General features: G+C 67.8%; 23 protein-coding genes, 3 tRNA genes and 1 pseudogene. 16 read left to right on the top strand and 11 right to left on the bottom strand.

Going from position 1 to position 25,049, the window contains the following annotated elements; all coding sequences use genetic code 11:
• Window positions 1-157 precede the first annotated feature (157 nt).
• On the bottom strand, window positions 158-1,132 hold the full coding sequence (locus tag E3O39_RS04845; protein WP_241984972.1) for an EamA family transporter: 975 nt from the start codon (window positions 1,130-1,132) through the stop codon (window positions 158-160).
• A 117-nt stretch (window positions 1,133-1,249) separates the two neighbouring features.
• Here E3O39_RS04845 and E3O39_RS04840 point away from each other — a divergent pair, with 117 nt between their 5' ends.
• From E3O39_RS04840 to pip, 10 genes are all read left to right on the top strand, one after another.
• Window positions 1,250-1,936, top strand: coding sequence for a hypothetical protein (locus tag E3O39_RS04840; RefSeq protein ID WP_134446268.1), 687 nt, complete (start codon window positions 1,250-1,252; stop codon window positions 1,934-1,936).
• Window positions 1,937-2,036: 100 nt separating this feature from the next.
• Window positions 2,037-2,753 carry a YcnI family protein gene (locus tag E3O39_RS04835; RefSeq protein WP_134446269.1) on the top strand — a complete coding sequence of 239 codons (717 nt, stop codon included), beginning with the start codon at window positions 2,037-2,039 and terminating at the stop codon, window positions 2,751-2,753.
• Window positions 2,754-2,762: 9 nt separating this feature from the next.
• Window positions 2,763-3,392 carry a copper resistance CopC family protein gene (locus E3O39_RS04830; protein WP_134446270.1) on the top strand — a complete coding sequence of 210 codons (630 nt, stop codon included), beginning with the start codon at window positions 2,763-2,765 and terminating at the stop codon, window positions 3,390-3,392.
• A 137-nt stretch (window positions 3,393-3,529) separates the two neighbouring features.
• Window positions 3,530-5,587: a DNA helicase RecQ gene (gene recQ, locus E3O39_RS04825; protein WP_370294650.1), complete on the top strand. Its 2,058-nt coding sequence runs from the start codon at window positions 3,530-3,532 to the stop codon at window positions 5,585-5,587.
• A 225-nt stretch (window positions 5,588-5,812) separates the two neighbouring features.
• Window positions 5,813-7,903: an acyl-CoA dehydrogenase gene (locus E3O39_RS04820; protein ID WP_134446381.1), complete on the top strand. Its 2,091-nt coding sequence runs from the start codon at window positions 5,813-5,815 to the stop codon at window positions 7,901-7,903.
• Window positions 7,904-8,076: 173 nt separating this feature from the next.
• Window positions 8,077-9,105, top strand: a complete 1,029-nt coding sequence (locus tag E3O39_RS04815) for an ABC transporter ATP-binding protein (protein WP_134446271.1) — start codon at window positions 8,077-8,079, stop codon at window positions 9,103-9,105.
• A complete protein-coding gene (locus tag E3O39_RS04810; RefSeq protein ID WP_134446272.1) occupies window positions 9,102-9,980 on the top strand; it encodes an ABC transporter permease subunit in 879 nt (292 codons plus the stop codon). The genes E3O39_RS04815 and E3O39_RS04810 overlap by 4 nt, the downstream gene beginning before the upstream one ends.
• Window positions 9,981-10,077: 97 nt before the next feature.
• Entirely contained in the window at window positions 10,078-11,436 is a 1,359-nt protein-coding gene (locus E3O39_RS04805; protein WP_134446273.1) for a histidine kinase, read from the top strand.
• Window positions 11,433-12,161: a response regulator transcription factor gene (locus E3O39_RS04800; RefSeq protein ID WP_134446274.1), complete on the top strand. Its 729-nt coding sequence runs from the start codon at window positions 11,433-11,435 to the stop codon at window positions 12,159-12,161. Before E3O39_RS04805 ends, E3O39_RS04800 begins: the two co-directional genes overlap by 4 nt.
• Window positions 12,162-12,179: 18 nt before the next feature.
• Window positions 12,180-13,136 carry a prolyl aminopeptidase gene (pip, locus tag E3O39_RS04795; protein ID WP_134446275.1) on the top strand — a complete coding sequence of 319 codons (957 nt, stop codon included), beginning with the start codon at window positions 12,180-12,182 and terminating at the stop codon, window positions 13,134-13,136.
• 15 nt (window positions 13,137-13,151) lie between these two features.
• Here pip and E3O39_RS04790 read toward each other — a convergent pair whose 3' ends face one another.
• Together E3O39_RS04790 and E3O39_RS04785 are read right to left on the bottom strand one after the other, a co-directional pair.
• The gene (locus E3O39_RS04790; RefSeq protein ID WP_134446276.1) at window positions 13,152-13,736 is read right to left on the bottom strand and encodes an acyltransferase; all 585 of its coding nucleotides are present in this window, start codon (window positions 13,734-13,736) and stop codon (window positions 13,152-13,154) included.
• Window positions 13,737-14,035: 299 nt separating this feature from the next.
• Entirely contained in the window at window positions 14,036-15,022 is a 987-nt protein-coding gene (locus E3O39_RS04785; RefSeq protein ID WP_198413382.1) for a DUF389 domain-containing protein, read from the bottom strand.
• A gap of 143 nt (window positions 15,023-15,165) precedes the next feature.
• Here E3O39_RS04785 and E3O39_RS04780 point away from each other — a divergent pair, with 143 nt between their 5' ends.
• A complete protein-coding gene (locus E3O39_RS04780) occupies window positions 15,166-15,846 on the top strand; it encodes an NUDIX domain-containing protein (RefSeq protein WP_134446277.1) in 681 nt (226 codons plus the stop codon).
• A gap of 139 nt (window positions 15,847-15,985) precedes the next feature.
• On the opposite strand, the gene E3O39_RS04775 is transcribed toward E3O39_RS04780, so the two are convergent.
• The 3 genes from E3O39_RS04775 to E3O39_RS04765 form a co-directional block, all read right to left on the bottom strand.
• Entirely contained in the window at window positions 15,986-16,222 is a 237-nt protein-coding gene (locus E3O39_RS04775) for a hypothetical protein (protein ID WP_134446278.1), read from the bottom strand.
• A gap of 105 nt (window positions 16,223-16,327) precedes the next feature.
• Entirely contained in the window at window positions 16,328-17,170 is an 843-nt protein-coding gene (locus E3O39_RS04770; RefSeq protein WP_241984974.1) for a sigma-70 family RNA polymerase sigma factor, read from the bottom strand.
• Between the two features lie 65 nt (window positions 17,171-17,235).
• Window positions 17,236-18,138 carry a LysR family transcriptional regulator gene (locus E3O39_RS04765; RefSeq protein WP_134446279.1) on the bottom strand — a complete coding sequence of 301 codons (903 nt, stop codon included), beginning with the start codon at window positions 18,136-18,138 and terminating at the stop codon, window positions 17,236-17,238.
• Between the two features lie 12 nt (window positions 18,139-18,150).
• Here E3O39_RS04765 and E3O39_RS04760 point away from each other — a divergent pair.
• A pseudogene (locus tag E3O39_RS04760) lies at window positions 18,151-19,056 on the top strand (DMT family transporter); the annotation flags it as partial.
• A 70-nt stretch (window positions 19,057-19,126) separates the two neighbouring features.
• On the opposite strand, the gene E3O39_RS19815 reads toward E3O39_RS04760, so the two are convergent.
• Both E3O39_RS19815 and E3O39_RS04750 read right to left on the bottom strand, forming a co-directional pair.
• Entirely contained in the window at window positions 19,127-19,657 is a 531-nt protein-coding gene (locus E3O39_RS19815) for an N-acetyltransferase (RefSeq protein WP_134446281.1), read from the bottom strand.
• A gap of 63 nt (window positions 19,658-19,720) precedes the next feature.
• Window positions 19,721-20,149 (bottom strand): GNAT family N-acetyltransferase, encoded by a 429-nt coding sequence (locus tag E3O39_RS04750; RefSeq protein ID WP_134446282.1) that lies wholly within the window; start codon window positions 20,147-20,149, stop codon window positions 19,721-19,723.
• A gap of 513 nt (window positions 20,150-20,662) precedes the next feature.
• Between E3O39_RS04750 and E3O39_RS04745 the strand changes: the two genes are divergently transcribed.
• The 4 genes from E3O39_RS04745 (at window position 20,663) to E3O39_RS04730 (ending at window position 24,411) form a co-directional block, all read left to right on the top strand.
• The gene (locus E3O39_RS04745) at window positions 20,663-21,238 is read left to right on the top strand and encodes a helix-turn-helix domain-containing protein (RefSeq protein ID WP_134446283.1); all 576 of its coding nucleotides are present in this window, start codon (window positions 20,663-20,665) and stop codon (window positions 21,236-21,238) included.
• Complete coding sequence (locus tag E3O39_RS04740; protein WP_134446284.1) at window positions 21,238-21,840, top strand: DUF6036 family nucleotidyltransferase; 603 nt, start codon at window positions 21,238-21,240, stop codon at window positions 21,838-21,840. The genes E3O39_RS04745 and E3O39_RS04740 overlap by 1 nt, the downstream gene beginning before the upstream one ends.
• A gap of 755 nt (window positions 21,841-22,595) precedes the next feature.
• Window positions 22,596-23,504: a nuclease-related domain-containing protein gene (locus E3O39_RS04735; protein WP_241984971.1), complete on the top strand. Its 909-nt coding sequence runs from the start codon at window positions 22,596-22,598 to the stop codon at window positions 23,502-23,504.
• Window positions 23,505-23,742: 238 nt separating this feature from the next.
• Entirely contained in the window at window positions 23,743-24,411 is a 669-nt protein-coding gene (locus E3O39_RS04730; protein ID WP_134446285.1) for a hypothetical protein, read from the top strand.
• Window positions 24,412-24,621: 210 nt separating this feature from the next.
• Here E3O39_RS04730 and E3O39_RS04725 read toward each other — a convergent pair.
• The 3 genes from E3O39_RS04725 to E3O39_RS04715 form a co-directional block, all read right to left on the bottom strand.
• Window positions 24,622-24,694, bottom strand: a tRNA-Phe gene (locus E3O39_RS04725).
• 68 nt (window positions 24,695-24,762) lie between these two features.
• Window positions 24,763-24,836: transfer RNA gene (locus E3O39_RS04720), tRNA-Asp, on the bottom strand.
• A 97-nt stretch (window positions 24,837-24,933) separates the two neighbouring features.
• A tRNA-Glu gene (locus tag E3O39_RS04715) sits at window positions 24,934-25,006 on the bottom strand.
• Window positions 25,007-25,049 lie beyond the last annotated feature (43 nt).

Raw genomic sequence — 25,049 nt, 5'->3', positions numbered from 1 at the left:
CCGCAGGGCACTCACCATCCGGTGGGTGCCCTGCGGCCGTTAACCCCGCCCCCGTGTCCCGCGAGAGTACATTTTTGGCCCCTAAAACGCGGTTTTAGGGGCCAAAAATGTACTCTCGCGAGACGGTTCGGGGCGAGGGGTGAGCGGATGCCGCGGGTCAGGCGAGTGCGAGCATCGCGGCCGCCGCGAGCGCAAGACCGAGGCCGACCCACTGCACCGGCGCGATCCGCTCCCTGAGCACGACCGCTGCGAGCAGGATCGTCCCGGCCGGGTACATCGCCGTCAGCACGCTGATCACGCTGAGGTCGCCGATGCGGATCCCGATGAGCAGCAGGAAGTTCGCGGCGACGTCGACGAGACCGCAGACCGCGGCGAGCGTCAGGCCGATCGTGAGGGTGGACCGGGAGCGCCGACCGGTGTGAGCGGGAACCGCGGCCGGGTCTGCTGCGCGAGCCACGGCATCCGTCGCCCCGAAACCGGCGACGGCAACGCCCGTACCGCCGGCCCCCGCGAGCACCCGCCGCCGGCGCGCGGCGACGACGGCGAGCACACCCACGATCGAGAACATAATCGCGGCGTTGACCGCCCGGTTGAGCACGAGCGGTACGAGGCCGCTGTCGTCGGGGGTCAGGTCGATCAGGATCAGGAACGCGCCGATCATGACGCCGGACCCGATCGCCATCAGCACCCCGAGAGTCGTCGGCCGCACCGCGCCCTTCTCCGGCACGAAGCCCACGAGCACGACCGCGACGAGCGCGAGACCGAGGGCGGCGTATCCGACCGGCGCGAGCCGTTCGCCGCCGACGAGGCCGGCGGTCATCGGCACGACCGCCGAGACCACGGCGGTCAGGGGCGAGAGGATGCTCATCGGACCGATCGCGAGGCACGCATACAGGAGGGAGATCGCGATCGCACCGGTCACCCCCGAGAGCGCGCCCCAGAGCACGGCGTCCGGCGACCAGACGCCTCCCACGAACGGCAGGGCGACGAGCAGGACCAGCAGCCCGGAGCTCGCGGCGACCGCGGTGACGAGCACCGAACTGAGCCGCTTGGCCGCGAGGCCGCCGAGAAAGTCGGCGCTCCCGTAGATGAGGGCGCCGGCGAGTCCGACCAGGGCGGTGAGCATAGGCATCCAGCCTAGGCGAGCCGCGCCGCCAGGCCCAGGCTCACGCACCGGGCTCACGCACCGGGCACACGCCGGCGATTCCGGCACAGGTATGGTGGGAGCGACACGGCCGGAGGAGGAACGATGACCGCACGCTGGGCACGGTTCGCTCGCGGCTGGTATATCGCAGGTTTCGCGACCTTCGTCGCGGCACTGTCGCACACCCTCGGTGGCGGCGCAGCCCCCGGTCTCCTTCCCGTCGTCATCTCCCTCGCGTTCGCCGGCATCGTCTGCATCGGCCTCGCCGGCCGCGCTGCCTCCCTCTGGCGTACCACGGCGGCCGTGCTCACGAGCCAGCTGATCTTCCACGGCCTGTTCTCCCTCGGCGCATCCGGCGGTTCCCTGCGAACGGATGCCCCGGCCGGCACCCTGCCCGCCCACAGTCACGCGGCGGGTTCCGCCCTGCTCTCGGTGCAGTCGGGCGCGACGACCGCGCCCGGACTGTCCGGCGCCCACGCAGCCCTGCCGATGGCCGGCATGACCGGCATGTCCGCGGCCCCCTTCGACGCGGCTCTGATGTCGCTCGCGCACCTGCTGGCGGCCGTCGTGACGATCGTCGCCCTCCGGCATGGCGAACGTGCGTTCGGCATCCTCGTCGCGGCGGCGCGACTCGTCGTCCGCAGGGTCCTGGTCGCCAGCAGCCTGCCGGTCCGCGCTCGCACGGCGCACCGCGTCCCGGCGCCGGCGCTCGTCTTCCTGCCCCGAGACCTCGGGGTGCTCCTGTCCGTGATGCGGCACCGCGGCCCGCCGGAGACCCTGCGTTTCGCCTAGACCAGACCGTTTTGCTTTTCGCTCCGAACCAGGGGCAGTCGCGTGCGCTGCAGCCCGATGCCCCGGTTGTTCGGTGCCGCCAACTATCTAAGGAACCACAGTGACGTTCAAGACCACCGCCCTCGCGGCATCCGCCCTGCTCGCCGGCGGCATTCTCGCCCTTGCCGCGCCGCTCTCCGCGAGCGCCCACATCGACATCGACCCGTCCTCGGCCGCGGCCGGCTCGTACTCCGTGCTGAGCTTCGCGCTCCCGCACGGCTGCGCCGGATCACCCACGACCTCCATCAGCATCGCCATCCCGGAGAGCGTCGTCAGTGTCACGCCGACGGTCAACCCCAACTGGACCGTCGAGAAGACCTCCACTCCGCTCGCGACCCCGCTGACGGACGAGGACGGCACCTCGATCACCGACAGGATCGGCGCCGTCGTCTACACCGCGATCACCCCGATGGCCGACGGACTGCGCACGACGTTCGACCTCAGCCTGCAGATCCCCACGGATGCGGCCGGCACGACCCTCGAGTTCCCCGTCGTGCAGACCTGTGTCACCGGTTCGACGAACTGGGACGCCCACACCGTCGAGGGTGAGGCCGAACCGGAGCACCCGGCGCCGTCGGTCGCCGTCACAGCGGCCCTCGCCTCCGATGAGCACGACGCAGCCCACACCGACACCACCACCGAAGCGAGCTCCGAATCGGCCGATGCCGCGGCATCCGCCCCCGACGTGCTCGCCCGGGTGCTCGGAGTCGGCGGCCTTGTCGTCGGCGTCGTGGGCCTCGTGCTCGCGATCACCGCCCGTCGCAAGCACTCGGCTTAGGAGAGAACCATGCGAAGCAACCACGTCCGCGACTGGTCCCTGCGCGCGCTCGGTGTCGCGGCCGTGGTTGCCGCGACGCTGGGGTTCTCCGCCGCCCCGGCGTCCGCGCACAACTATCCGGTCGGGTACGCGCCCGCGGAGAACTCGGTCGTGACCGAGCAGCCAGGCCACTTCACCATCACCACCAACGACGCCCTGCTGAACCTAGACGGCACCGGAACCGGCAACGCCATGCGCATCAGCGGTCCGACCTCCGCACCTCTCTATTACGGCGACGGATGCGTCACCCTCTTCGGCCCGAAGCTCGAGACCACGGCCCAGCTCGGCCAGCCGGGGGAGTACACGGTGACCTGGCAGGTCGTCTCGACCGACGGCCACCCGGTCTCGGGCAGCTACACCTTCACCTGGCAGCCCGCCACCGGTCAGGTGCTCGCGCAGGGCCTCGCCGCCGCCCCGACCTGCGGCGCCGCCACCCCCACGGACACCCCAGGTGCCGCCGCCGACGCGTCCGCCGCCCCCGGCGCCGCGCAAAGCGCGGTCGCCCCCACCGACCTGCTCTGGATCGCCGGCGCCGCCGCTGCCGTCATCCTCGCCGTAGCCGCAACCCTCCTCCTCACCCGCCGCCGCCCCACCCCCTAACCCGCCCCACCCCGGCTCGCGAAAGCGGAGAAAGTGCCCCTTCCCGCTACGGGAAGGGGCACATTTCGTACTCTCGCGAGACGGGCGGGGTGGGGAAAGCCGGTGAGGGTGTCCGGGGTCGCCGGTAGACTCGCTGGGTGAGTTGGACTGCCGAATTGCCCCGTGAACCGGACGAGTGGGTGCCCGACGACCGCGATGCGCCAGAGGACTACGACGCTCCGCCGCCCCCGGACTACGGAGCGGGCGACGGCCAGGGAAACAGCTCCGACTACGGCTCCCGAGTCGACCCGGGCGCCGGTGCCGGCGGATCCGGACCCATCCGCACGTCGTTCGCGCAGGCATCCGCCCCGCCCCGGCGCGCCACCGCGAAGTTCGCGACCGCCGCCGAGGCGCTGCGCACGGTGTTCGGCTACGACTCGTTCCGCGGCGAGCAGGCCGCCATCATCGACCAGGTCATCGGGGGCGGCGACGCCGTCGTGCTGATGCCCACCGGCGGCGGCAAGAGCCTCTGCTACCAGATCCCGTCCCTCGTGCGCGAGGGCACCGGCATCGTCATCTCCCCGCTGATCGCGCTCATGCAGGACCAGGTCGACGCCCTCACCGCGGTGGGTGTCCGCGCCGAATTCCTCAACTCGAGCCAGGACTCCGCCGAACGCTCCCGCGTCGAACGCGACTACCTCGCCGGCAACCTCGACCTGCTCTACGTCGCCCCCGAGCGGCTCTCCTCCGAGGCCACCAAGCGCTTCCTCGAGCGCGGCACCATCGCGCTCTTCGCGATCGACGAGGCCCACTGTGTCTCGCAGTGGGGCCACGACTTCCGCCCCGACTATCTCGCCCTGTCCGAACTCGCCGGCCGCTGGCCCGACGTGCCGCGCATCGCGCTCACGGCCACGGCGACGGATGCGACGCACCAGGAACTCACGCAGCGCCTGCAGCTCGAGGGGGCGCGTCACTTCGTCGCGAGCTTCGACCGTCCGAACATCCAGTACCGGATCGTCGCGAAGGCCGAACCGCGCAAGCAGCTGCTCTCCTTTATCAAGACGGAGCACCCGCACGACGCCGGCATCGTCTACGCGCTCAGCCGCAAGAGCGTCGAGGCGACCGCCGAATTCCTGCGCGCCAACGGCCTCAACGCGCTGCCGTACCACGCCGGCCTCGACCAGGCGGTGCGCGCCCGCAACCAGTCCCGGTTCCTCCGCGAGGAGGCCGTGATCATCGTCGCGACCATCGCGTTCGGCATGGGCATCGACAAGCCTGACGTGCGCTTCGTCGCCCACATCGACCTGCCCAAGTCCGTCGAGGGCTACTACCAGGAGACGGGCCGGGCCGGCCGTGACGGCCTGCCCTCGACCGGCTGGCTCGCCTACGGCCTGCAGGACGTCGTGCAGCAGCGCCGCATGATCGACGAGTCGCCCGGCGACCTCGCCCACCGCCGCAAGCTCTCCGCGCACCTCGACGCCATGCTGGCCCTCTGCGAGACGGTGCACTGCCGCAGGGTCAACCTGCTGCGCTACTTCGGCCAGGCGAGCGAGCCGTGCGGCAACTGCGACACGTGCCTCGAACCGCCCGTCGGCTGGGATGGCACCGTGCCGGCCCAGAAGCTGCTCTCCACCATCGTGCGCCTGCTGCGCGAGCGCAACCAGCGTTTTGGCGCCGGCCAGATCGTCGACATCCTGCGCGGCAAGACCACACCGCGCACGACCCAGCACCACCACGAACAGCTCGCGACCTGGGGCATCGGCGCCGACCTTTCCGACCAACAGTGGCGCGGCGTCGTCCGTCAGCTGCTCGCCCAGGGCATCCTCGCCACCTCCGGGGAATACGGCACCCTCGTGCTCACCCCGATCGCCACAGAGGTCCTCGCCGGCCATCGCACCGTCGAGCTCCGCAGCGAGCCCGAGCGCGCGGCACGATCCACCTCCTCCGCCCGCACCGGCGCCGCGAAGGCCGCAGCCGCCGACCTCACCCCGCAGCAGGAGGCGTTGTTCCAGGCGCTCCGGGCCTGGCGCTCGAGCGTGTCCAAGGAGCAGGGCGTGCCCGCGTACATCGTCTTCGGCGACGCGACCCTGATCGCGATCGCGGTCGCGAACCCCGGCGGTATCGGCGACCTCGACGGCATCTCCGGCGTCGGCGCCAAGAAACTCGAGGCCTACGGAGCCGGCGTGCTCGAGGTCGTCGCGGCGGCGGGCGCTTAGGATTACTCGTTTTTGTGCCTAAGGGCACTCGTTCGAGCGCGGCGCCTGTGGAAAGCTACAAGACGGATGCCGGGCGCGGCACCCGCCTTTGTAGCCTCGTCATGCACTATTTCCGGCCGTCGCCGAGCCGCCCTAGTGTGTAGAAAAATTCTGCCTACACGATCTTCCGCGCAGGAAGCTTCCATGCAGGAAACTTCGAGTTCGAGCGAGAACAAAGGACCAATGATGGTTGACACTGCCCAGCGCTCCGCACCCTCCGCACCGGCGACGCCCTCCCCGGCCGCCCCCAAGCCCACCGGCACCTTCACCCCCATCCCCACGATCAACGTCCCGGCGCTCAGCCGCCAGCTGCTCGGCAGCTGGCCGGAGATCCGGATCGAGGCCCGCAAGCTCACCGCACGCCCCGAGCTCCAGGGCGTCCCCGGCCTGTCGATGGCCGAGCACCGGCTGCGCGTGCTCGAGCAGTTGAGACTGCTCGCCGTCGAAGGCCACGTGCACCGTGCCTTCCCGGTGCACCTCGGCGGCGAAGACAACCACGGCGGCAACATCGCCGGGTTCGAAGAGCTCGTCACCGCCGACCCGAGCCTGCAGATCAAGGCCGGCGTGCAGTGGGGCCTCTTCGGCTCCGCCGTGATGCACCTCGGCACCCGCAAGCACCACGACGCCTACCTGCCCGGCATCATGAGCCTCGCCACCCCCGGCGTCTTCGCGATGACCGAAACCGGCCACGGCTCCGACGTCGCGAGCATCGCCACCACGGCGACCTACGACGCCGAGACCCAGGAATTCGTCGTGCACACCCCGTTCCGCGCGGCCTGGAAGGACTACCTCGGCAACGCCGCGAACGACGGCATCGCGGCCGTGCTCTTCGCCCAGCTCATCACGGGCGGCGTGAACCACGGCGTGCACGCCTTCTGGATGCCCCTCCGCGACGAGACCGGTGCGTTCCTGCCCGGCGTCAGCGGCGAGGACGACGGCCTCAAGGGCGGCCTCAACGGCATCGACAACGGTCGGCTCGCCTTCGACAACGTCCGCATCCCCCGCGAGAACCTGCTCAACCGCTACGGCGATGTCGCCGAAGACGGCACGTACTCGAGCGCCATTTCCAGCCCCGGCCGCCGGTTCTTCACGATGCTCGGAACACTTGTGCAGGGCCGGGTGTCCCTCGACGGGGCCGCGACCCAGGCATCCGCCATGGCCCTCACCATCGCCGTCACCTACGGCAGCCAGCGCCGCCAGTTCACGGCCGGCGGCGAGGCCGAACAGGTCATCCTCGACTACCAGCGCCACCAGCGCCGGCTGCTGCCGCGCATCGCGACGACGTACGCGCAGACCTTCGCCCACGACGAGTTCCTGGTCGCGTTCGACAAGGTCTTCAGCGGCATCGCAGACACGGATGCCGACCGCCAGGACCTGGAAACCCTCGCCGCAGCCCTCAAGCCGCTGTCGACCTGGGCAGCACTGGACACCATCCAGGAGGCCAGGGAGGCCTGCGGCGGCGCCGGCTTCCTCGCCGAGAACCGCCTCGTCGGCCTCCGCGCCGACCTCGACGTCTACGCGACGTTCGAGGGCGACAACACCGTCCTGCTCCAGCTCGTCGCCAAGCGGCTCCTCACCGACTTCAGCCGCAAGTTCGCCGACGCCGGCAGCGGGGTCCTCGCCCGCTATGTCGTGCAGCAGGCCACCGACCGTGCCCTGCACAACACCGGCCTCCGCACTCTCGGCCAGGCCGTCGCCGACTTCGGTTCGACAGCGCGCTCTGTCGGCCAGCTCCGGGAGACGAACGTGCAGCGGGAGCTGCTCACCGACCGGGTCGAGACCATGATCCGCGACATCGCCGGCAAGCTCCGCCCGGCGAGCAAGCTCTCTCCGCAGCAGTCCGCCGACGTGTTCAACGCGCACCAGGACGAACTCATCGAGGCGGCCCGCGCGCACGGCGAGCTCCTCCAGTGGGAGGCATTCACCCGGGCCGTCGAGCACACGACGGATGCCGGCAACAAGCAGGTCCTGACCTGGCTGCGCGACCTGTTCGGGCTCGGACTCGTCGAGAAGCACCTCGCCTGGTACCTGATCAACGGACGCCTGTCCGCCCAGCGCGCCCAGTCGGTCACGGCGTACATCGACCGGATCATCGCCCGCCTGCGCCCCTTCGCCCAGGACCTCGTGGACTCATTCGGGTACAGCCCCGAGCACCTGCGCGCGAAGATCGCCTCCGGAGCGGAGCAGGAACGCCAGGACGAGGCCCGCGACTACTACACCGCGCTGCGCGCCTCCGGCAACGCCCCGGCAGACGAGAAGGCGCCGCGCAAGAAGTAGCGGCCTGCGCAAACCGGCGCGAGGGCGGGCATCCGTCGTACCGGGGTACTACGCGCCGCGGCCGGTAAGCATCCGTTCGACCGATGTGCCCCGTGAGGCGCCCTGCGTATCGTGAATGCGGGGCCGACGTCCACCGACGCCTGGCCCCGCCAACGATGCGAATGAGGAGACGGATGATTCAGGCACAGTCCCTGACCAAACGCTACGGAAGCAAGGTCGCGGTCGACGCGATCGACTTCACCATCCAGCCCGGAACCGTGACCGGCCTGCTGGGCCCGAACGGCGCAGGCAAGACCACGACGATGCGGATGATCGTCGGCCTCGACCGGCCGGACTCCGGCTCGGTCCTCGTCAACGGCCAGCGCTACCAGGACCTCCGTGCCCCGCTCCGCGAGGTCGGGGTGCTGCTCGACGCGAAGGCGATCCACACGGGCCGCTCGGCGCGCAACCACCTGCTCGCGATGGCCGCGACCCACAACATCCCGAAGAGCCGCGTCGACGACGTGATCGAGCTCACCGGACTCACCTCCGTCGCCCGCAAGCGCGTCGGAGGCTACTCCCTCGGCATGGGACAGCGCCTCGGCATCGCCGCGGCCCTCCTCGGAGACCCGGGCATCCTGATCCTCGACGAACCCGTCAACGGGCTCGACCCCGAGGGCGTGCAGTGGGTGCGCAAGCTGATGCGGCACCTCGCCGGTGAAGGCCGCACCGTGCTGCTCTCCTCACACCTGATGAGTGAGATGGCGCTCACCGCCGACCACATCATCATGCTCGGCCGAGGCCGGGTCATCGCCGACGCCCCCGTCGCCGAGATCATCGGCCAGGCCGGCGGAGCGACCGTCCGCGTGCGCAGCCCGCACGCGACCCGACTCGCCACCCTGCTCGCGCAGGCCGAGGTCACCGTCGTGAACCTCGAACAGGACGTGCTCCAGATCACCGGGATCACGGCCGCCGAGATCGGCGACCAGGCCGCAGCCGCCGGCATCGTGCTGCACGAACTCACGAGCGTCAGCGCCTCCCTCGAGGACGCGTACATGTCCCTCACCCGGAACGAGGTCGAGTACCGCACCGGCGGCACCGGCGGCACCGGCGACGAGGAATTCGACGACGACGATTCCGACACGACAGACGCCGCAACGGATGCCGCCGCGAACGACGATCCGGACCCGCGCGAGACCGAACTGCAGGAGGCAGCACGATGAGCACCCCCACGATCCTGGTTGCCGGTACCCCGGAAGCCCTCGCCGACATCGGCACGGAATTCGTGCCCGCGACGACACCGGCCGGTCCGCACCTCAGCGCGCTCGGCATCATCCGCTCGGAGTGGATCAAGCTCAGCACCGTTCGCTCGACGATCTGGTGCTTCGCGGTGCTCCTCGTCGTGTCGATGGGGCTCGCCGCGATCATGTCGCTCGCGCTCGACCTCACCGGGACCGACATCACGACGGTTCCGGGCACCGACCAGGCCCGGTTCGTGGCGCAGGCCTCGACCTTCGGCGTGTTCTTCGGCCAGCTCATCGTCGCTGTGCTCGGCGCGCTCGCCGTCACCGGCGAGTTCACGACGGGCATGGTCGGCTCGACCCTGACCGCGGTGCCGAAGCGCCTGCCGGCCCTGTGGGCCAAGGCCCTCGTGCTGTTCGTCGCGACCTTCGTCGCCGGCCTCGTCAGTAACATCGCGGCCTACGTCGTCACGGTCTCGATCGTCTCCGGCCAGGGCCTGCACGCGAGCCTCTTCGCCCCGGAGGTCATCCTCCCCGTGCTCGGTGGTTCGCTGTACCTGGCCCTCGTCGCGGTCTTCGCACTCGGCATCGGCACGATCGTGCGGAGCGGGGCCGGCAGCATTGCCGTCGCGCTCGGCGTGATCCTGCTGCTCCCGGTCGTACTCCAGATGATCCCGGCCACGTGGGCGAGCGACGTGCTCCCGTACCTGATCTCGTCAGCGGGTATCAGCATGTTCGGCCTCATGCAGTTCGCCAAGGTGCCACTCGACTGGTCGGTCGACCTGATCATCGTCCTCGTCTGGGTTGTCGTGAGCCTCGGCACCGCCGCGGTGCTGCTGAAGCGCCGCGACGCGTAACCGGGCGGCAATGAACAGGACCGAGCAGGCAGGGCCGGCTGCCGGCACCGACCGGTGACCGGCATCCGCCCAGTTCGCAGCAAGTAGAGTCCCAAGCATGACCTCCACCAGTCCCAGCCCCGCCGCGACCCCCCTCGCGGACGGGGCTGGCCTGCGTTTGCCGACGCCTCCGGGGGTCACCCGCCGGTTCTGGGCGCGGCACCCCTGGTTCGTCGATTCCCTCGTCGCGGCCGTCTACCTCGTCCCGACCGCGATCGTGCTCCTGGTCGACGCGACCCGTCCGGGCGGCGGACCCGCCCCGGTCGCCATCGTCTCGGCGCTGCTCCTCACCGCACTGATTGCCGGAGCGTTGCTCTTCCGCAGGCACGCCCCGCTGCTCGCCCTCGCCATTTCCTGCACGGCGCTGCTCCCGTCGTTCCCGAACCACGGCCAGGGCGACACCCTGCCCGTGATGATCGCCCTCTATGCGGTCGCCGTGTACCGCAACGTGCGCAGCGCCTGGATCGGCCTCGCGGCCGCGGTCGGCATCTCCACCCTCGGTGCCTATTTCGGCTCGGGCAACCCCTTCATCTCCTGGGTGAGCGTCGCCTCGCAGGACGCGGTCCTGCTCATCGTGGCGACCGTGATCGGCGTGAGCGTGGGCGACCGGATGCGCTACGTCGCCTCCCTCGTCAGCCTCGCCGCCCAGCTCGCCCACGACCGCGACCGGCAGGCCCAGCTCGCCCGCAGCTCCGAACGCGCCCGGATCGCCCGCGAACTGCACGACATCGTCGCCCACAGTCTCTCGGTCATGGTCGCGCTCGCCGACGGCGCGGATGCCCTCGCGGTCCGCGACTCCGAACGCTCCCGCGCCGCGATGCGTGAGGTCGCCTCCACCGGCCGCGGCTCGATGGCCGAGATGCGCAGGCTCCTCGGCGTGCTCGGCGACGACGACGAGACGGCGGATGCCGCGGCATCCGCCCCCGGGCAGGCCGCACCAGGGCCAGGGGCCGGCACCACGACGGCCGCGGCAACGACCACCGCGACCACCGCGACCGCCGCCCCGCTCGCCCCGCAGCCCGGCGCCGACCAGCTCGTCGACCTCGTGGACTCCTTCCGTTCCGCAGGGCTCCCGGCCCGGCTCGAGCTGAGCGGGCGCGTGCCCGGCAGCCCCGGCGTGCAGCTCACGATCTACCGGGTCGTGCAGGAATCCCTGACCAATGCCCTGCGCTACGCGTCGCAACCGAGCATCGTCTCGGTGCGGCTCTCCTCGTCGCCCGGTCTGGTCGAGGTCGTCATCGACGACGACGGCCACGCGCGGGCCCCCCAGCCGAGCGTGGGCGGCCGGCGCGGCATCATCGGCCTCGGCGAGCGGGTCGCGCTCTACGGCGGCACCCTCGAGGCCGGCCCGATCCGCGGCGGCGGCTGGCGGGTGCGCGCGACGATGAGTCTCGACGAGGGGCAGGCCTCCGCATGACCGGTCTCCACGACCCGGCTCCCCACGACCATACGCCGGCTCCGACCCGGATCATGCTCGTCGACGACCAGGCCCTGCTCCGGATGGGGTTCCGGATGGTGCTCGAGGCCGAGGATGACTTCACCGTCGTCGCCGAGGCCGGCGACGGCGCCGCGGCCGTGCGGCTCGCCGCGAGCATGCTGCCCGACGTCATCCTGATGGACGTGCGGATGCCCGGCGTCGACGGGATCGAGGCTACCCGGCTGATCACCGCGGCGCACCCCGGGATCCGGATCATCATCCTCACGACGTTCGACCTCGACGAGTATGCGTTCGGCGGTCTCAAGGCCGGCGCCCGCGGCTTCCTGCTCAAAGACGCCCAACCGAGCGAACTGACCGCCGCGATCCGGGCGGTCGCCTCGGGGGAGGCATCCGTGTCGCCCCGGGTCACGCGCCGGATGCTCGAGTTGTTCGGGTCCAGGCTCCCCGCCGAGGGGACGGGCGGCTCCGAGACCGGCGAGGACCCCGAAGCGGATGCCGCGCGCATCGACGTGCTGACCGACCGGGAACGAGAGGTCTTCTTCGCCATCGCCGAGGGCCTCTCCAACACCGAGCTCGCCGAGCGGTTCTTCCTCTCCGAGTCCACGGTGAAGACCCACGTCGGCCGGATTCTGCAGAAACTCGGCCTCCGCGACCGGGTGCACATCGTCATCCTCGCCTACGAGCAGGGCCTGACCCGTCCCTGAACGCCGTAGGCTCGGGAGATGCGCACCTTCTACCCCGACCTGGAACCCTACGAAACCGGGATGCTCGAGGTCGGTGACGGCCAGTCCATCTACTGGGAGGCATCCGGCAACCCGGACGGCAAGCCGGCGGTCTACCTGCACGGCGGTCCCGGCGGCGGATCGAGCCCCCAGCAGCGCCGCGTGTTCGACCCGGAGAAGTACCGCATCATCCTCTTCGACCAGCGCGGCTGCGGCAAGAGCACCCCGCACGCGAGCGCAGCGGATGCCGACCTCAGCGCGAACACGACGTGGCACCTGGTCGCCGACATCGAACGACTGCGCGAGCACCTCGGCATCGACCGCTGGCAGGTCTGCGGTGGATCCTGGGGCAGTTCCCTCGGCCTCGCCTACGCCGAAACCCACCCGGAGCGGGTGACCGAGCTCATCCTGCGCGGCATCTTCACCCTGCGGCCCGTCGAGCTCGACTGGTTCTACGAGGGCGGTGCCGCAGCGATCTACCCCGACCTGTGGGAGGGTTTCCTCGCGCCGGTCCCCGTCGACGAGCGCGGCAAGCTCATCGAGGCCTACGGCCGCCTGCTGCACGACCCCGACCGCTACGTGCGGGAGCGCGCCGGCGTTGCCTGGTCGACGTGGGAATCGTCGACGATCACGCTGCTGCAGCAGCCCGCGACGATCGCCCGGTTCACCGAGCCCGACTTCGCGGTCGCGTTCGCGCGCATCGAGAACCACTACTTCCGCAACCTCGGCTGGTTCGAGCCCGGGCAGCTGATCCGTGACGCCGGCCGGCTGAGCGAGATCCCCGGCGTCATCGTGCAGGGCCGCTACGACATGTGCACTCCGGCGTTCACCGCCTGGGAACTGCACAAGAACTGGCCGGAGGCCGACTTCCGCATGATCCCCGACGCCGGGCACTCCTTCGAGGAACCCGGCAACCTCGACGCGATCATCGAGGCGACCGACCGCTTCGCCGCCTGAACCGCGCGGGGCGGCTCACTCGAGCGTGAGCTGCCCGTCGTGCTGCCGGTAGCGCTCACCGGTGACGGGGCAAACCCATACGCCGTCGCCGACGTGCTCGAGGGTCGCGCCGCTGCGGCCGACCCAGCCCACCCTCTCGGCGGGGACCCCGACCATGAGCGCGAAGTCAGGCACATTCGCGGTCACGATCGCGCCGGCGGCCACCATCGCCCAGCGCCCGATCGTCAGCGGGGCGAGGCACACAGCGTGTGCCCCGACAGAGGCCCCTGTTCGCACGGTGACGCCCAGCGTCGACCGCTCACTGACCGGCCTGGCCGAGCCGTCGGCATTGATCGCACGGGGGTGCGGGTCGTTCGTGAACACGGCCGCCGCCCCGACGAAGACCCCGTCCTCGAGTAGCGCGGGTTCGTAGACGACCGCGTATTCCTGCACGATGCAGTTGCGGCCCACCACAACGCCGGGTCCGACGTACGCGCCGCGGCCGAGAATGCTGCCCGGCCCGATCCGGGCGTACTCGCGCACCCGCACCAGGTCGGCGATGAGTGCGCCCACGCCGATGACCGCGCTCGGGTCGACTTCAGCGGGATCGGTGACGTTCATCGCGGGCCCGTCGTCACTGCGGTGGCGCCCGGAGCGGTGGCGCCCGGTGTGCCGCGACGCGAATCGCGTGCGCTGGTCGTGCCGCGCGGGCGCATGGCCGCGTGTGAGGCGGTGGATCGGGGTCGACGGGGTAGTCGATGCGATGAGGTCGTATTCACGGCAGTCCCTGTGCTCGGGTGTACAGGAGGAAGCGGACGGTACGAGGAACGGATGCGTCGTGGCCGCCGTTCCCGGCGGTCACGAACGGAACGTACCCCGCAACTGCCGCGACACGCTAGTACCCCTCGGGGGGACATCCGTTAATTTGCGAGCTTCACCGAGTAAATGGGGACGAGGTTGACCGTGACCTTCCTCGTGTCGACGCCCGCGGCATCCAGCAGCGCCTTGAGGGTCGCCGTGTCGGGCACCGGGAGCGGGCCTTCGAGGCGGATGTAGACGTCGGCGTCCCGTGTGCTCACGGTGTCGACCTCCCAGCCGACCGACTGCGCCCAGGTCTCCGCGACCCGATGGACGCCCTGCTCGACGATGGCGCGCGCACTGATGCCGATGCTGGTGATCGCGAGCGGCACGCCGATCACGAGGAACATGACGGTGAGCAGGGCGATGGTGCGGCCCATTCCCCGGTGTGGTTCACCCGCAAGGGGGTCGCGCGCGAGCCGGGTCACCCCGTAGACCGACATCACGACAACGCCCGTCCCGATGATGGCCACGACATTGGTCACGAAGAGCAGCAGGGCGCCGAGCGACTGGGCGACGGAGCCGGACTCGAGGGCGAGGCCCGCAACGGTGAGCGGCGGGACGAGCGAGATCGCGATCGCAACGCCGGGCAGGGTGTCCGAGATGTCCTTGCGCACGAGTGCGACCGACCCGACAAGGCCGGTGCCGAGCGCCGCGAGCAGGTCGATGAGGCCGGGCGTGACCCGGGCGGAGACCTGTGCGTTCGTCTCCGCGAGCACGTCGTTGACGACGAGGAAGCCGACCAGGTACCCGATCGCGACCGCCGTCGCGGCGCCTGTGACGACCAGGAGCAGCGATCGGAGCAGGTTCGCCCGGTCTCCGATCACCGTCGCGAGCATGGTGCCCATGATCGGCGTCATCAGTGGGGCGACGATCATCGCCCCGATCACGGTCGCCGTGGAGTCGCCGACGATCCCGGCCGAGGCAATGACCGCGGACAGAACGAGCAGCATCCAGAAGCGGCTGTAGCGGCTGCGCACGTCCGGGCCGTCGAAGAACACCGACGCGCGCATGTTCGCGACGGTGTTGAAGCGGGCCTCATCCAGCACGGTGCCGCCCTCCCGCTGTCGCGAGGCCTGGCATGCGGGACGTCGGTGGGGGCATGCAGTGATCCTAGGGAGAATCCCGGGTCAGCGGCAGGGGCACTTCGCTCGATGGTGTCGCCTGGGCGCATCACCGTACGTTTGTAGTCATGACTTCTCTTCCGACCCTTCCCCTGCCCGGCCGGCCCGGCGAGGACACCCCGGACGGCCGGGGCAGAACCGGCCTGGATCGGGTCGGAGCCGACCTGCACGGGAACCCTGACGTCACCGTGGACCGCGTGGAGGTGACCTCCGACGGCTGGCACGTTCTGCGCCGCACCACCTTCCGGTACCGCGGACGCAACGGGAAGCAGACCAGCCAGCAGCGCGAAACCTACGATCGCGGCAACGGTGCCACGATCCTGCTCTACGACCCGGATCGCAGGACGGTCCTGCTGACGCGCCAGTTCCGGTATCCCGCCTACGTCAACGATCACCCCGACGGCATGCTCATCGAAACCGCGGCCGGCCTTCTCGACGAGGACTCGCCCGAGGTCGCGATCCGGAGGGAGACGAGCGAGGAGCTCGGAGTGACGGTCGGGGAGCTGCGGCACGTGTTCGATCTCTACATGAGCCCGGGTTCGGTCACCGAGCGCGTGCACTTCTACGTCGCCGCCTACGGCCCTTCCGACCGGGTGTCGGCAGGAGGCGGCCTCCCCGAGGAGGGCGAGGAGATCGAAGTCCTCGAGATCCCCTCCGGTGAAGCCCTGGCCATGGTCGCCGACGGCCGCATCGTCGACGGCAAGACCGTGCTCCTCCTGCAGTGGGCCGCCCTGGCCGGCCTTCTCTGACTCGCTCGGCGACTCTGGGCGGATGCCGGTTGCAGCAGGGGCGCATGCCGCCGAGCGTCGTCCGTTCATCATCCGCGGGCGTTTGTTCCAGCAGTCCGTCGTCCGCGTTCTGGAGTCAGGTTCGAACGCTATCCAACGGTCACGCCCCTGGGATTTCGGCAAACTCCTTCTTCGCTGAGGTGTACCAATCCATCGACTGCTTCGGATGCCTCCAACGAGCTTTCATCTCATTGTGGGCTTGCTCATGAGTGGCGTCTCCGGCTTTGACCGCGTCCTTGAGATGGCGGTTCTGGGCCTCGATGACGTCATCGGCGGTCTCGCCGTGCAGCGGTTGATCGCACGGTCCACCCAGCTGGCGGCAGGTCATGGTCTTCATCGATTCGGGTCCTCACTGTAAAGGCGGTCCCCGTTTGAGGCCCGCTATCTATATGACGATCGATCGGCTCCAAGTGTGACCGCTGCCGTGGTGGACGGTCGCAGGTCAATCTCGGCTCGCTCCCGCTTCACGCCGGATGATGTGTTCCAGGACCTCCGGGTCTGCGCGGAAGTCGATTCGAGACACGACGCCGTCGAGGACCGTGAAGTCAAACGCAACACGGGGGGAACCGCGATGAAACCATGCGGCCCCGGCGCGCCCGTCAACAAAGACGGGGAGAGCGGCCTTGGCTGCGCCGTTGAACATCGTTGCCACCGCTGTCCGCCCTTCGATCCGCGACGGGGTCCCCGCCGCTATGGCCGCGTCATCGCCGACGACCACTACGTTCGGTGCCAGCAGCTTGAGGAGTTGCTCGAAATCGCCTTGCCGCGAGGCGGCGAGGAATGCGTCCACGACTTTCCAGTCGGCGCGGCCGTGCTCCTGGCCCTGCGGGCGGATCTTGCTTCGCGCCCTCGAAGCGAGCTTGCGTGCAGCGGCTGGAGTGCTCCCGAGGATTGCGGCGATCGTGGGAAAGTCAATGCTGAAGCTGTCGTGAAGGACGAACGCGACACGCTCCGTAGGCGTGAGGCGGTCCAACACCACCTGGAGGGCGATCCCGACCGTGTCGGCGAGGGCGAGCTCATCCGCTGGATCGGCGGTTCGCGACGGGGACTCGAGGTCGTCAACGAGAATGGGTTTCTCGACGCGCAGTCTGTCCAGGCACAGCCGTGTCGTGACCGTGGTCAGCCAGGCCGGCAGATTGTCGATCACGGCCTCTGTGGCGTGAAGCCGCAGCCAGGCCTGCTGGACGATGTCTTCGGCTTCCGCGCCATCGCGCAGGATGCGTCCGGCAATACGCAACAGCCGGGGACGCTCTCGCTCGAAAACTGCTGTCTCGTCCATGATCATCACGCTTTCAGTGGAGGTCTCATGTTATGGCTGACCTGTGGGCGTCGGGCCGTGAAACGGAAAGATCACTGGGTGAGAGTCTCGGTTATCGCCTTGATCTGCGCCAGTACCGCCTGCGCGTTGGCGCGCTCGAGGGTCTCCGGCCGGGCAAGGCAATCGATGTGCCGTCCGAGTCCGGGGTAGGCCAGCGGACGAAGGACCAACCCCGGGTGGTCGCGCAGGTCGGTTGTGTAACGAGGCATCAGGGCGACGCATCCGCTCGCGTCGACGATGGACGCGGCTACCGAGAATTCGTTGATCCGGTGCAGGATCCGCGCCTCGTTCCCTCCGATTCCCGCGATCAGGGCGAGAGCCTGCGTGAGCGGAAAGCCTTCGTGCACCGCGACCCATTCCTCGTCGCGAAGATCCGCCGGCTCGATTGCGGCTTTCGCTGCGAGTCGGTGATCGTGTCGGACCGCGATATCCAGGGGCTCGTACAGGAGGGGTTCCACCCGAACCGACCCCGGCCATGCGGGGCTGCCGACCAGCCGATGGGCGAGCACAAGATCATGATCGATGGTGAGGAGGGGGAAGTCCTCCTGGGCCACATCAAAATCGCTCAGCCGAACGCCGGGCAGGTCGGGCCTCCGGCAGGCCGCGATCAACGATCCGAAGACGGCCAGGCCCACGCTATGGAAGGCGGTCACGGAAACGGTGCCCAGGTGATCGCCCTGGAAACGCGCCACCGCCTGCGCGGCGCGTTCGAGTGCCACCTCGACGTCGATCGCCGCCAGCGCGAGGGCGCGCCCGGCATCCGTGAGTGCCGTCCTTCTGCCGTCCCTGAAGGTCAAGGGAGCGGGCGACTGACGTTGCAGGGCACTGATCTGCTGGGACACCGACGACGGCGTGACGTGCATCGCCGCCGCGACGGCAGCAATGCTGCCCCGGTCACCCAGCTCTCGCAACGCGCGAAGCTGACCGAGTTCCATAAGTTGAAACTAATGCATGTGACACTAAAGTGCTCTCTTGTATTACGTGAAGTCAGGCCGGACGATGGAGGAATGCCCGCCCTCCTCAGTCGATTCCGCGTCGACCTGCTCCTGCTCCTGGTGGCCGCCGCGTGGGGATCCACGTACCTCGTCGCCAAAGAACTGGTCACGCCCCAATCCGTCGTCGCCCTGCTCGCAACACGGATGCTGCTCGCTGCGGTCATCATGGCGGCCCTCGTCGCCGCACGGCGGCACCGGATCACGCAAGCGGAATTGCGATCCGGGATACTGCTCGGGATTGTGCTGGCTGCCGTGTTCGCCTTCGAAACCTTCGGGATCGCCCACACATCGGCCACGAATGCCGGAGTCATCATCAGCCTGACGATCGTATTCACGCCGATTCTGGATTCCGCCGTCTCGGGTCGCCGGCTGCCCGGCAGGTTCTTCCTGGCCGCGCTGATCGCCATCGGTGGAGTCGCCCTGCTCGCCAGCGGCGGTGTCTTCCAGGCGCCGAGCCTCGGCGACCTGCTCGTGCTCGCCGCGGCCATCATCCGTGCCATCCACGTCACGTCGATGTCCAGGCTCACGGGCAACACTCCGATGAACTCGCTCCACCTCACCACGGTGCAACTCTCGACCTGCGCGATGATCTTCTCGGCGGCGTCACTGTTCTACGGCGACTCGATCCCGCACTTTCTGGCTCGTCTCGACCCCGGACGTACGGTCCTGTTCCTCTACCTCGTCGTCGCGTGCACCGTCTTCGCGTTCCTGATCCAAACCTGGGCCGTCCGACGCACCTCGCCCTCCAGAGTGAGCCTCCTCCTCGGAACTGAGCCGGTCTGGGCTGCACTTGTCGGAATCGCCGTCGCCCATGACCCGGTGGCCGTCGTCGGATACGTCGGTATCGCCCTCATCCTCGCCGGAACCGCCTGGGGCCGGTCCGTCGAGCAACGGCACCGCCTGGCGTCATCGTTCTCGCGTCAACGGATCAGCCCTTCGCGCGTGAATCCAGGTCGAGCGCATAGGTTTGCGCAGGCCTCTTCAGAAGTGAGTGTTGGAACGGCTCTCCCAACGGCCGCCATCCCTCATGCCGATAGAGATCGACAGCAGGGTGGTTGTCCGTGAGGACGTGCAGGACAGCGTGCTTGTGACCGTGGTGCTTGAGTTCCTCGGCAACACTGACCAGAAGCGCTCTCCCGAGCCCACGTCCCTGCGCGTCTGGTGCAACGGCGAGCAGGCTCACCACCGCAGCGTCGGGTGGATCGGTCGGTAGCCCTCTCTTCGGCGTTGTTGCGAGAACGAAGCCCCGGATTCCGGCACCGGTTTCCTCAGCCACGATCCAACTCTCGGCGTGGTCGAACTTCGGTCGAGCCCGTTCGGCCACTCCTGCGACGGCCGCCCCATCGCGCGTGGCGCATGCCCGGACCCACAGCGCGACGCACTCCGCGGTGTCAGCAGCACTACCGGTGCGGAACGCGGGGGACTGGCGGGCGCTCGCCCCTCGAAGCCGGATACTCATGACGCGAGCCTAGCGACGGCCCGCCCTGCCATCCCGTGATCATCGCCCGACGGCGCATGTGGATCAGGAGTGTGGCTGGTCGGGACGTTCCATCCAGGTCTCAGGTGCCACCACGCGGGTGAATCCGAATTTGGCGTACAGGCCGTGAGCGTCAGCGGTCGCGAGAGCGATGCGGCGCAGTCCGAGGGGTCGGCAGTCTTCGACGATGCCTGCGATGAGCATTTCCCCGAGGCCCTGGCCGCGAACCTCCGGGTCGACGAACACGTCGCACAGCCAGGCAAATGTCACTCCGTCGGTGACCATTCGGCCGTACGCGACCTGCCGGCCCGATGCACTGTCGTAGACGCCGAAGTTGCGAGAACCGTCGATCGCCGCGTCCTGTCGTGAACGGGAGCGCCCAGGGGCCCAATATGACTGCTCGCTGATCCAACGATGGACCTTGTCCCGGTCGATCTCAGTAGAATCTGCGGAAAACCGATAGTGAGCAGTCATGACATCATCTAACCGGTCACAAGCGCCGAGAATCGGCCCTATTGTCGAGCTCCTGTGCGTAGGCGATTCTCAGAACGAACGGAGATTCTCGACGGAGAACGTCGAGGCATCCACTTCCGCTGAACCGGGAGGCCGGAGAAAAGGCATCCGTTAACGATAAAAACCCCGGATAACCGGGGATTTCAGCGGGTGGCCCCGACGGGCGTCGATCCCGTGACCTCTCGATTTTCAGTCGGATACAGGCCCCTGTGACCATGCGGAAGGGGGTCAAGATCCGCGTAAAATCAACGAAGTTGCCGTCACAGTGATTACTGAAATCACCTAGTTTTCCCCCAGTTGTGGGCAAAATGTGGGCAAAGATACGGGCACCGAAGGTCCATGGAGAGCCCGTTCAGCCGTGATATTCGTCACAGTCTGACGTGATCCATTTTCTGAAAACTCGGCTGAATGAACCGGTGACTTCACGCGGCGACGGTGCTAGATTTTTACTAACTAGTAAAAGGTGGTGGGGTCATGAGCGCAGGAATCTTGGCTCGTTCTGCCCGTGCGGCCAGCGGCCTGAGCCAGAGTGAGTTGGCAGTGCGCTCCGGGATCGCCGGCTCCTCGCTGTCGCTGATCGAGAACGGCAAGCGCGAGCCCACTGTCGCGACGCTCGAGGCGCTCCTCCTCGCGACGCGGCACACCGTGGTCACACTGCCGACTGTGCGCAGCGACGCCGCCCGGATCGCCTCGGAGATCGCTGCCGCGCTCGCCGTATCCGACGAGCCCCTGGCCTTCCGGCGCTTCCTGCAGCTCGCCGACAACCTGGCTGCCGAGCGAGGCGCGACACGGGTCGGCCTGACCCTGACCGAGCCGCTCCCGACCGGCTCCGAGCGTTGGGACACTGCCATCGCCGCGCTGTGCGAGTACCGACTGAACGCGGATGCGTTGCCAATCCCGGACTGGATCATCGCGAGAACCGGGGCCCCGGGCAGCCCGTGGTCGCCCCGGACGAGCGACTACGACATCCCCGCAGAGGTGGACCGGGTGCCGCGCGAGTTCCGTGACCGCGGCATCCTGATCGAGGCTGCCACGCTGGAGAGCGTCTGATGCCTGGTGACCAACTCGACCGCGACGACCTCATCCGCGGCCTTAGTGCGGTCATCGCGAAACTCCGCACGGCGGGCCAGCCCGTCGGCATCCGGATCGTGGGCGGCGCGGCGCTTGCTCTGCGCTATTTCGACCGGCGCACGACCGCCGACATTGATGCGTACCTGCTGCCCGAGGAGCCCATTCTCAAGGCGGCCGCCGAGGTCGCCAACGAGCAGGGTTGGCCGCACGACTGGCTCAACAGCAGCGCCACCATCTTCATCCCCGCTTACGGTGCCGACCCGGACTGGGAGATCCTCTATTCGGATGAAGACGTCACCGTGGAAGTCGCCTCCGCGCGCGCGTTGCTTGCCATGAAGCTCAACGCCTCGCGGCCCGGGCGAGACGTGCAGGACATCGCCAACCTGCTTGCAATCTGCGACATTCAGAACGTCGACGAGGCAGAGGCTCTGCTGGAGGAGTTCTACCCGGGCGACGGACTCCCCGACAAGGCGCTACGTCTACTGGGTCCGATCTTCGCGCAGGGGCTCCCGGCCGTGCCTGACACGCCAGCCTTCCCATTCCTCGGCGTGCCACCTGCGGACTCGGCCCCAGAGCAATAGCGAGTTGCGCGGGCTCAGGATGGTATCCATTTCGGGGACGAAGACGGTCAGCGTCTGGCCCAGGGAATGGAAGAGCGTCGGCTCGAATTGCGGATGCCTTGGCGTGAGCGATCGGTAGCTACCTCCGGTCGATACGTCAAAGCGCGACCGTCAGCGAGGGTGCGACCATCGCTGACCGGTGTGCCGAGCGTTGTTCCGAGGCGGGCAGGACCGCAGTCGTGTGGCCCATTTTCGTCACCGAAACGAGCACCACGGAGGGGGCCCGAGACGGCTGCCTATTCGTTTGGGTATTCGTTGAGAGCGAATACCCAAACGAATGGGTAAGGGGCCTCTTTCCCTGTCCCACCGCGACCCCCTCGCTGCGCTCGCTTCCCAACCCCCCACACCCAACGGCATTGTGTGGGGGGTTGGGAAGTAAAGGGGTAGCGGTGGGACAGGGAAAGAGAAAGAAGTGTGAGGGAGAGAGAAGAAGAAAAAAGAAGAGAAGAGAGAAATACAAAGACAAGTACAAAAAACAGAGGGACCAACGGGAATAGCAGGGCGAACAGAGTCAGGAAATCAGGAGCTTCAAGGTGTGCCGAGATCGCGAAGTGGCGGACCGGGGCAGTGCGATTGGCGACTGACTGGAAGGAATGCGTTCGGACAGATGGATGCAATCGGAAGCGCAGGCATCCTCGGAGTCGTGGCCCCCAGTCGTGGTCACACGGGCCCGCTATTGCCTGAGTTCTCGTCTGGGCCGCCGTAGCGTTTCAAGAATGAGCGGTGAAGCGGCGTTGACGCCCAAGAGAATGCGACTGCGGTACTCCGGTCCATGCCGCATATGCGACGTCGAAATCCTCGCAGGGACACTGGCACTCTACGAACGCGAGACCAAGACGGTCTCCTGCTTGACCTGCGCTCAGGATTCGGCGGTGGCCACTCCAGCCGTCGCCGGCCCGATTGAACGCGGCCCTATCGATGCAGACGCGGTCACGAGCCCGGAGCCAGCACCCGAGAACCTCGAGGTGTTTGGGGGCACGGCCGGCGCATCGGCACGGCGAGAGTACGACCGCCGCAAGGACAAGCGTGAGACAAGGATCCGTGAGAACCACCCGCATATTGGTGGGCTCATCCTGGCGCTGAGCGATGAGCCGCAGAGCACCCGGGCGTGGGCCGTCGGGGCGCAGGGCGAGGTGGCCCTGGGCCAGCGGCTCGACAAGCTCAGCGGGAGTGGCGTGCACGTTCTGCACGACCGTCGCATTCCTCCGACGCGAGCCAATATCGATCACATTGCGGTCTGCCCCTCGGGAGTCTTTGTCATCGACGCGAAGAAGTATCAGGGTCGCCCCCGGCTGCAGGTCGAAGGAGGTCTGTTCCGGCCCCGGACCGAAACGCTCATGGTCGGGTCGCACAAACAGGACGGGCTGGTTGCCGGTGTGCTCAAGCAAGTCGCACGAGTCAGCGCGGCACTCGCGGACGCAGGCATGGACGGGGTCCCTGTGCACGGGATGCTGTGCTTCGTGGCCGCCGAGTGGCCGCTTTTCGGCGGAGACTTCGTTATTGACGGAGTTCACGTCCTGTGGCCCAAGAAGGCGGTCGAGCACCTGCAGAAGGCGGGGCCTCTCGACGAGCCGACTATGAGGCAGATCCACCGAGCTCTCGCGTCGGCCTTCCCGCCGGCCTGATTACGTGACCCGTTATTGAGTACCGCTGGGCCAGGGCGAGTCAGGCATCGGTCGAAGGTTTCGAATTCTTCAGGGCGCGGATAAGACGGGTCAGCCCTGGGGTCTCAGCTATCGCTGTGCGTTCGTAGGGGTGAGTACGCGCGGATTTGAGCTGATCGACCGTTATGTTTGGCGGAAGGACCATGCGTGCGCGTGTCGAGTTCTCGATCGCGGGTTCGTGCTCGTGGTGGAAGCCCGCTTGACCGTGAGCGACATGGTCTTGGGAGGACATGTGATGGAGACCGATTCGGGTCGGGGAGTCGGCAGCAGACGCTTAGGGACTAGCGGGCGCCAGCGGGGTATCGTCGCGATCCTGCTCATTTTGGTCGCCGTTGACGCTGTATTGATGATGGTTGGGCCGTTCCTTGGACGAGGGTATGTCGTGTCGGTGATCGCTGGGGCAGTGCTGGTCGTGGCTGGCATGCTTTACCAGCGGCGCGTCATGAACGAGCTGCGGGCTGCCATGCTCCGAGCTGATCCAGGCGCGAGGGTGATCCTGGGTCAACTGACACGCACGTCCCCAACTCCGGCCTCGATCGCTGGTTTTCACAAAAGCTCCTCGATCAACCGGAGCAGCTGGCAAGTCGGAGTTTCTATTCGGGCGAACTCGATGGAGACCTGGGCGTGGGACAGCCGCACTCCCCGTCGCGCCAGCCGGATTTCACGTTCCGTGATTACGTCGGTGACTATCGACTCTGGCTATGTTGATTTTTTGCGGATCGAGTGGACGGAGCGCGGAACGACTCAATGGATCGAGCTTGCGCTCATCGACTTGGATCGGATAGTTCCGAGATTCATGAAAAGCGCTGCGATTGAACAAGCCACTGCCGGGCTGCGAATTGAAGCCACGGGATCGCTGATCGAATGACGCTGTTGTTTCGGCAAACCGGAACACTGACGGCACCAACCTCCGTCCGTACGCCTGCACGGAATCGCAGTCTGAAGGCCGTTCCAACCGCCGTCCTGACCACGTAACTGGTTCAAGTGTGGGCAAAATGTGGGCAAAAGCCGAATTCGAGGCCGGAGAAAAGACATCCGTTAACGAGAAAAACCCCGGATTACCGGGGATTTCAGCGGGTGGCCCCGACGGGCGTCGATCCCGTGACCTCTCGATTTTCAGTCGAACGCTCTACCAACTGAGCTACAGGGCCAGAAAGTAACTCGAGAAGTCGCTTTCCAAGGAAAAAACCCTCTCTCGCGAAAGGGCGTTTTACCTTTGCGACCCTGACCGGACTTGAACCGGCGACCTCCGCCGTGACAGGGCGGCGCGCTAACCAACTGCGCTACAGGGCCTCACAATGAGAACCAAACGTACGTTTTCATTTATTCGGTGTTACTTGTACTGATTTACTACCTGCTTATTGTTGCACATTCAGTTAGGCAGGTTGCGTAGCCCCAACGGGATTCGAACCCGTGTTAACGCCGTGAAAGGGCGCCGTCCTAGGCCTCTAAACGATGGGGCCGAGACGCCATAAACATCATGACTACCGACGAGTAAGCATACGG

Source organism: Cryobacterium sp. MDB2-A-1 (assembly GCF_004402675.1).
GTDB lineage: Bacteria > Actinomycetota > Actinomycetes > Actinomycetales > Microbacteriaceae > Cryobacterium > Cryobacterium glucosi.
This window is presented reverse-complemented; position numbering and strand designations above follow the sequence as displayed.

Excerpts from the sequence above, each read along its gene's own strand:
- E3O39_RS04845 (WP_241984972.1), bottom strand. The coding sequence starts at position 1,132 with ATGCCTATGCTCACCGCCCTGGTCGGACTCGCCGGCGCCCTCATCTAC.
- E3O39_RS04840 (WP_134446268.1), top strand. The coding sequence starts at position 1,250 with ATGACCGCACGCTGGGCACGGTTCGCTCGCGGCTGGTATATCGCAGGT.
- E3O39_RS04830 (WP_134446270.1), top strand. The coding sequence starts at position 2,763 with ATGCGAAGCAACCACGTCCGCGACTGGTCCCTGCGCGCGCTCGGTGTC.
- E3O39_RS04820 (WP_134446381.1), top strand. The coding sequence starts at position 5,813 with ATGGTTGACACTGCCCAGCGCTCCGCACCCTCCGCACCGGCGACGCCC.
- E3O39_RS04815 (WP_134446271.1), top strand. The coding sequence starts at position 8,077 with ATGATTCAGGCACAGTCCCTGACCAAACGCTACGGAAGCAAGGTCGCG.
- E3O39_RS04810 (WP_134446272.1), top strand. The coding sequence starts at position 9,102 with ATGAGCACCCCCACGATCCTGGTTGCCGGTACCCCGGAAGCCCTCGCC.
- E3O39_RS04805 (WP_134446273.1), top strand. The coding sequence starts at position 10,078 with ATGACCTCCACCAGTCCCAGCCCCGCCGCGACCCCCCTCGCGGACGGG.
- E3O39_RS04800 (WP_134446274.1), top strand. The coding sequence starts at position 11,433 with ATGACCGGTCTCCACGACCCGGCTCCCCACGACCATACGCCGGCTCCG.
- pip (WP_134446275.1), top strand. The coding sequence starts at position 12,180 with ATGCGCACCTTCTACCCCGACCTGGAACCCTACGAAACCGGGATGCTC.
- E3O39_RS04790 (WP_134446276.1), bottom strand. The coding sequence starts at position 13,736 with ATGAACGTCACCGATCCCGCTGAAGTCGACCCGAGCGCGGTCATCGGC.
- E3O39_RS04780 (WP_134446277.1), top strand. The coding sequence starts at position 15,166 with ATGACTTCTCTTCCGACCCTTCCCCTGCCCGGCCGGCCCGGCGAGGAC.
- E3O39_RS04775 (WP_134446278.1), bottom strand. The coding sequence starts at position 16,222 with ATGAAGACCATGACCTGCCGCCAGCTGGGTGGACCGTGCGATCAACCG.
- E3O39_RS04770 (WP_241984974.1), bottom strand. The coding sequence starts at position 17,170 with ATGATCATGGACGAGACAGCAGTTTTCGAGCGAGAGCGTCCCCGGCTG.
- E3O39_RS04765 (WP_134446279.1), bottom strand. The coding sequence starts at position 18,138 with ATGGAACTCGGTCAGCTTCGCGCGTTGCGAGAGCTGGGTGACCGGGGC.
- E3O39_RS19815 (WP_134446281.1), bottom strand. The coding sequence starts at position 19,657 with ATGAGTATCCGGCTTCGAGGGGCGAGCGCCCGCCAGTCCCCCGCGTTC.
- E3O39_RS04750 (WP_134446282.1), bottom strand. The coding sequence starts at position 20,149 with ATGACTGCTCACTATCGGTTTTCCGCAGATTCTACTGAGATCGACCGG.
- E3O39_RS04745 (WP_134446283.1), top strand. The coding sequence starts at position 20,663 with ATGAGCGCAGGAATCTTGGCTCGTTCTGCCCGTGCGGCCAGCGGCCTG.
- E3O39_RS04740 (WP_134446284.1), top strand. The coding sequence starts at position 21,238 with ATGCCTGGTGACCAACTCGACCGCGACGACCTCATCCGCGGCCTTAGT.
- E3O39_RS04735 (WP_241984971.1), top strand. The coding sequence starts at position 22,596 with ATGAGCGGTGAAGCGGCGTTGACGCCCAAGAGAATGCGACTGCGGTAC.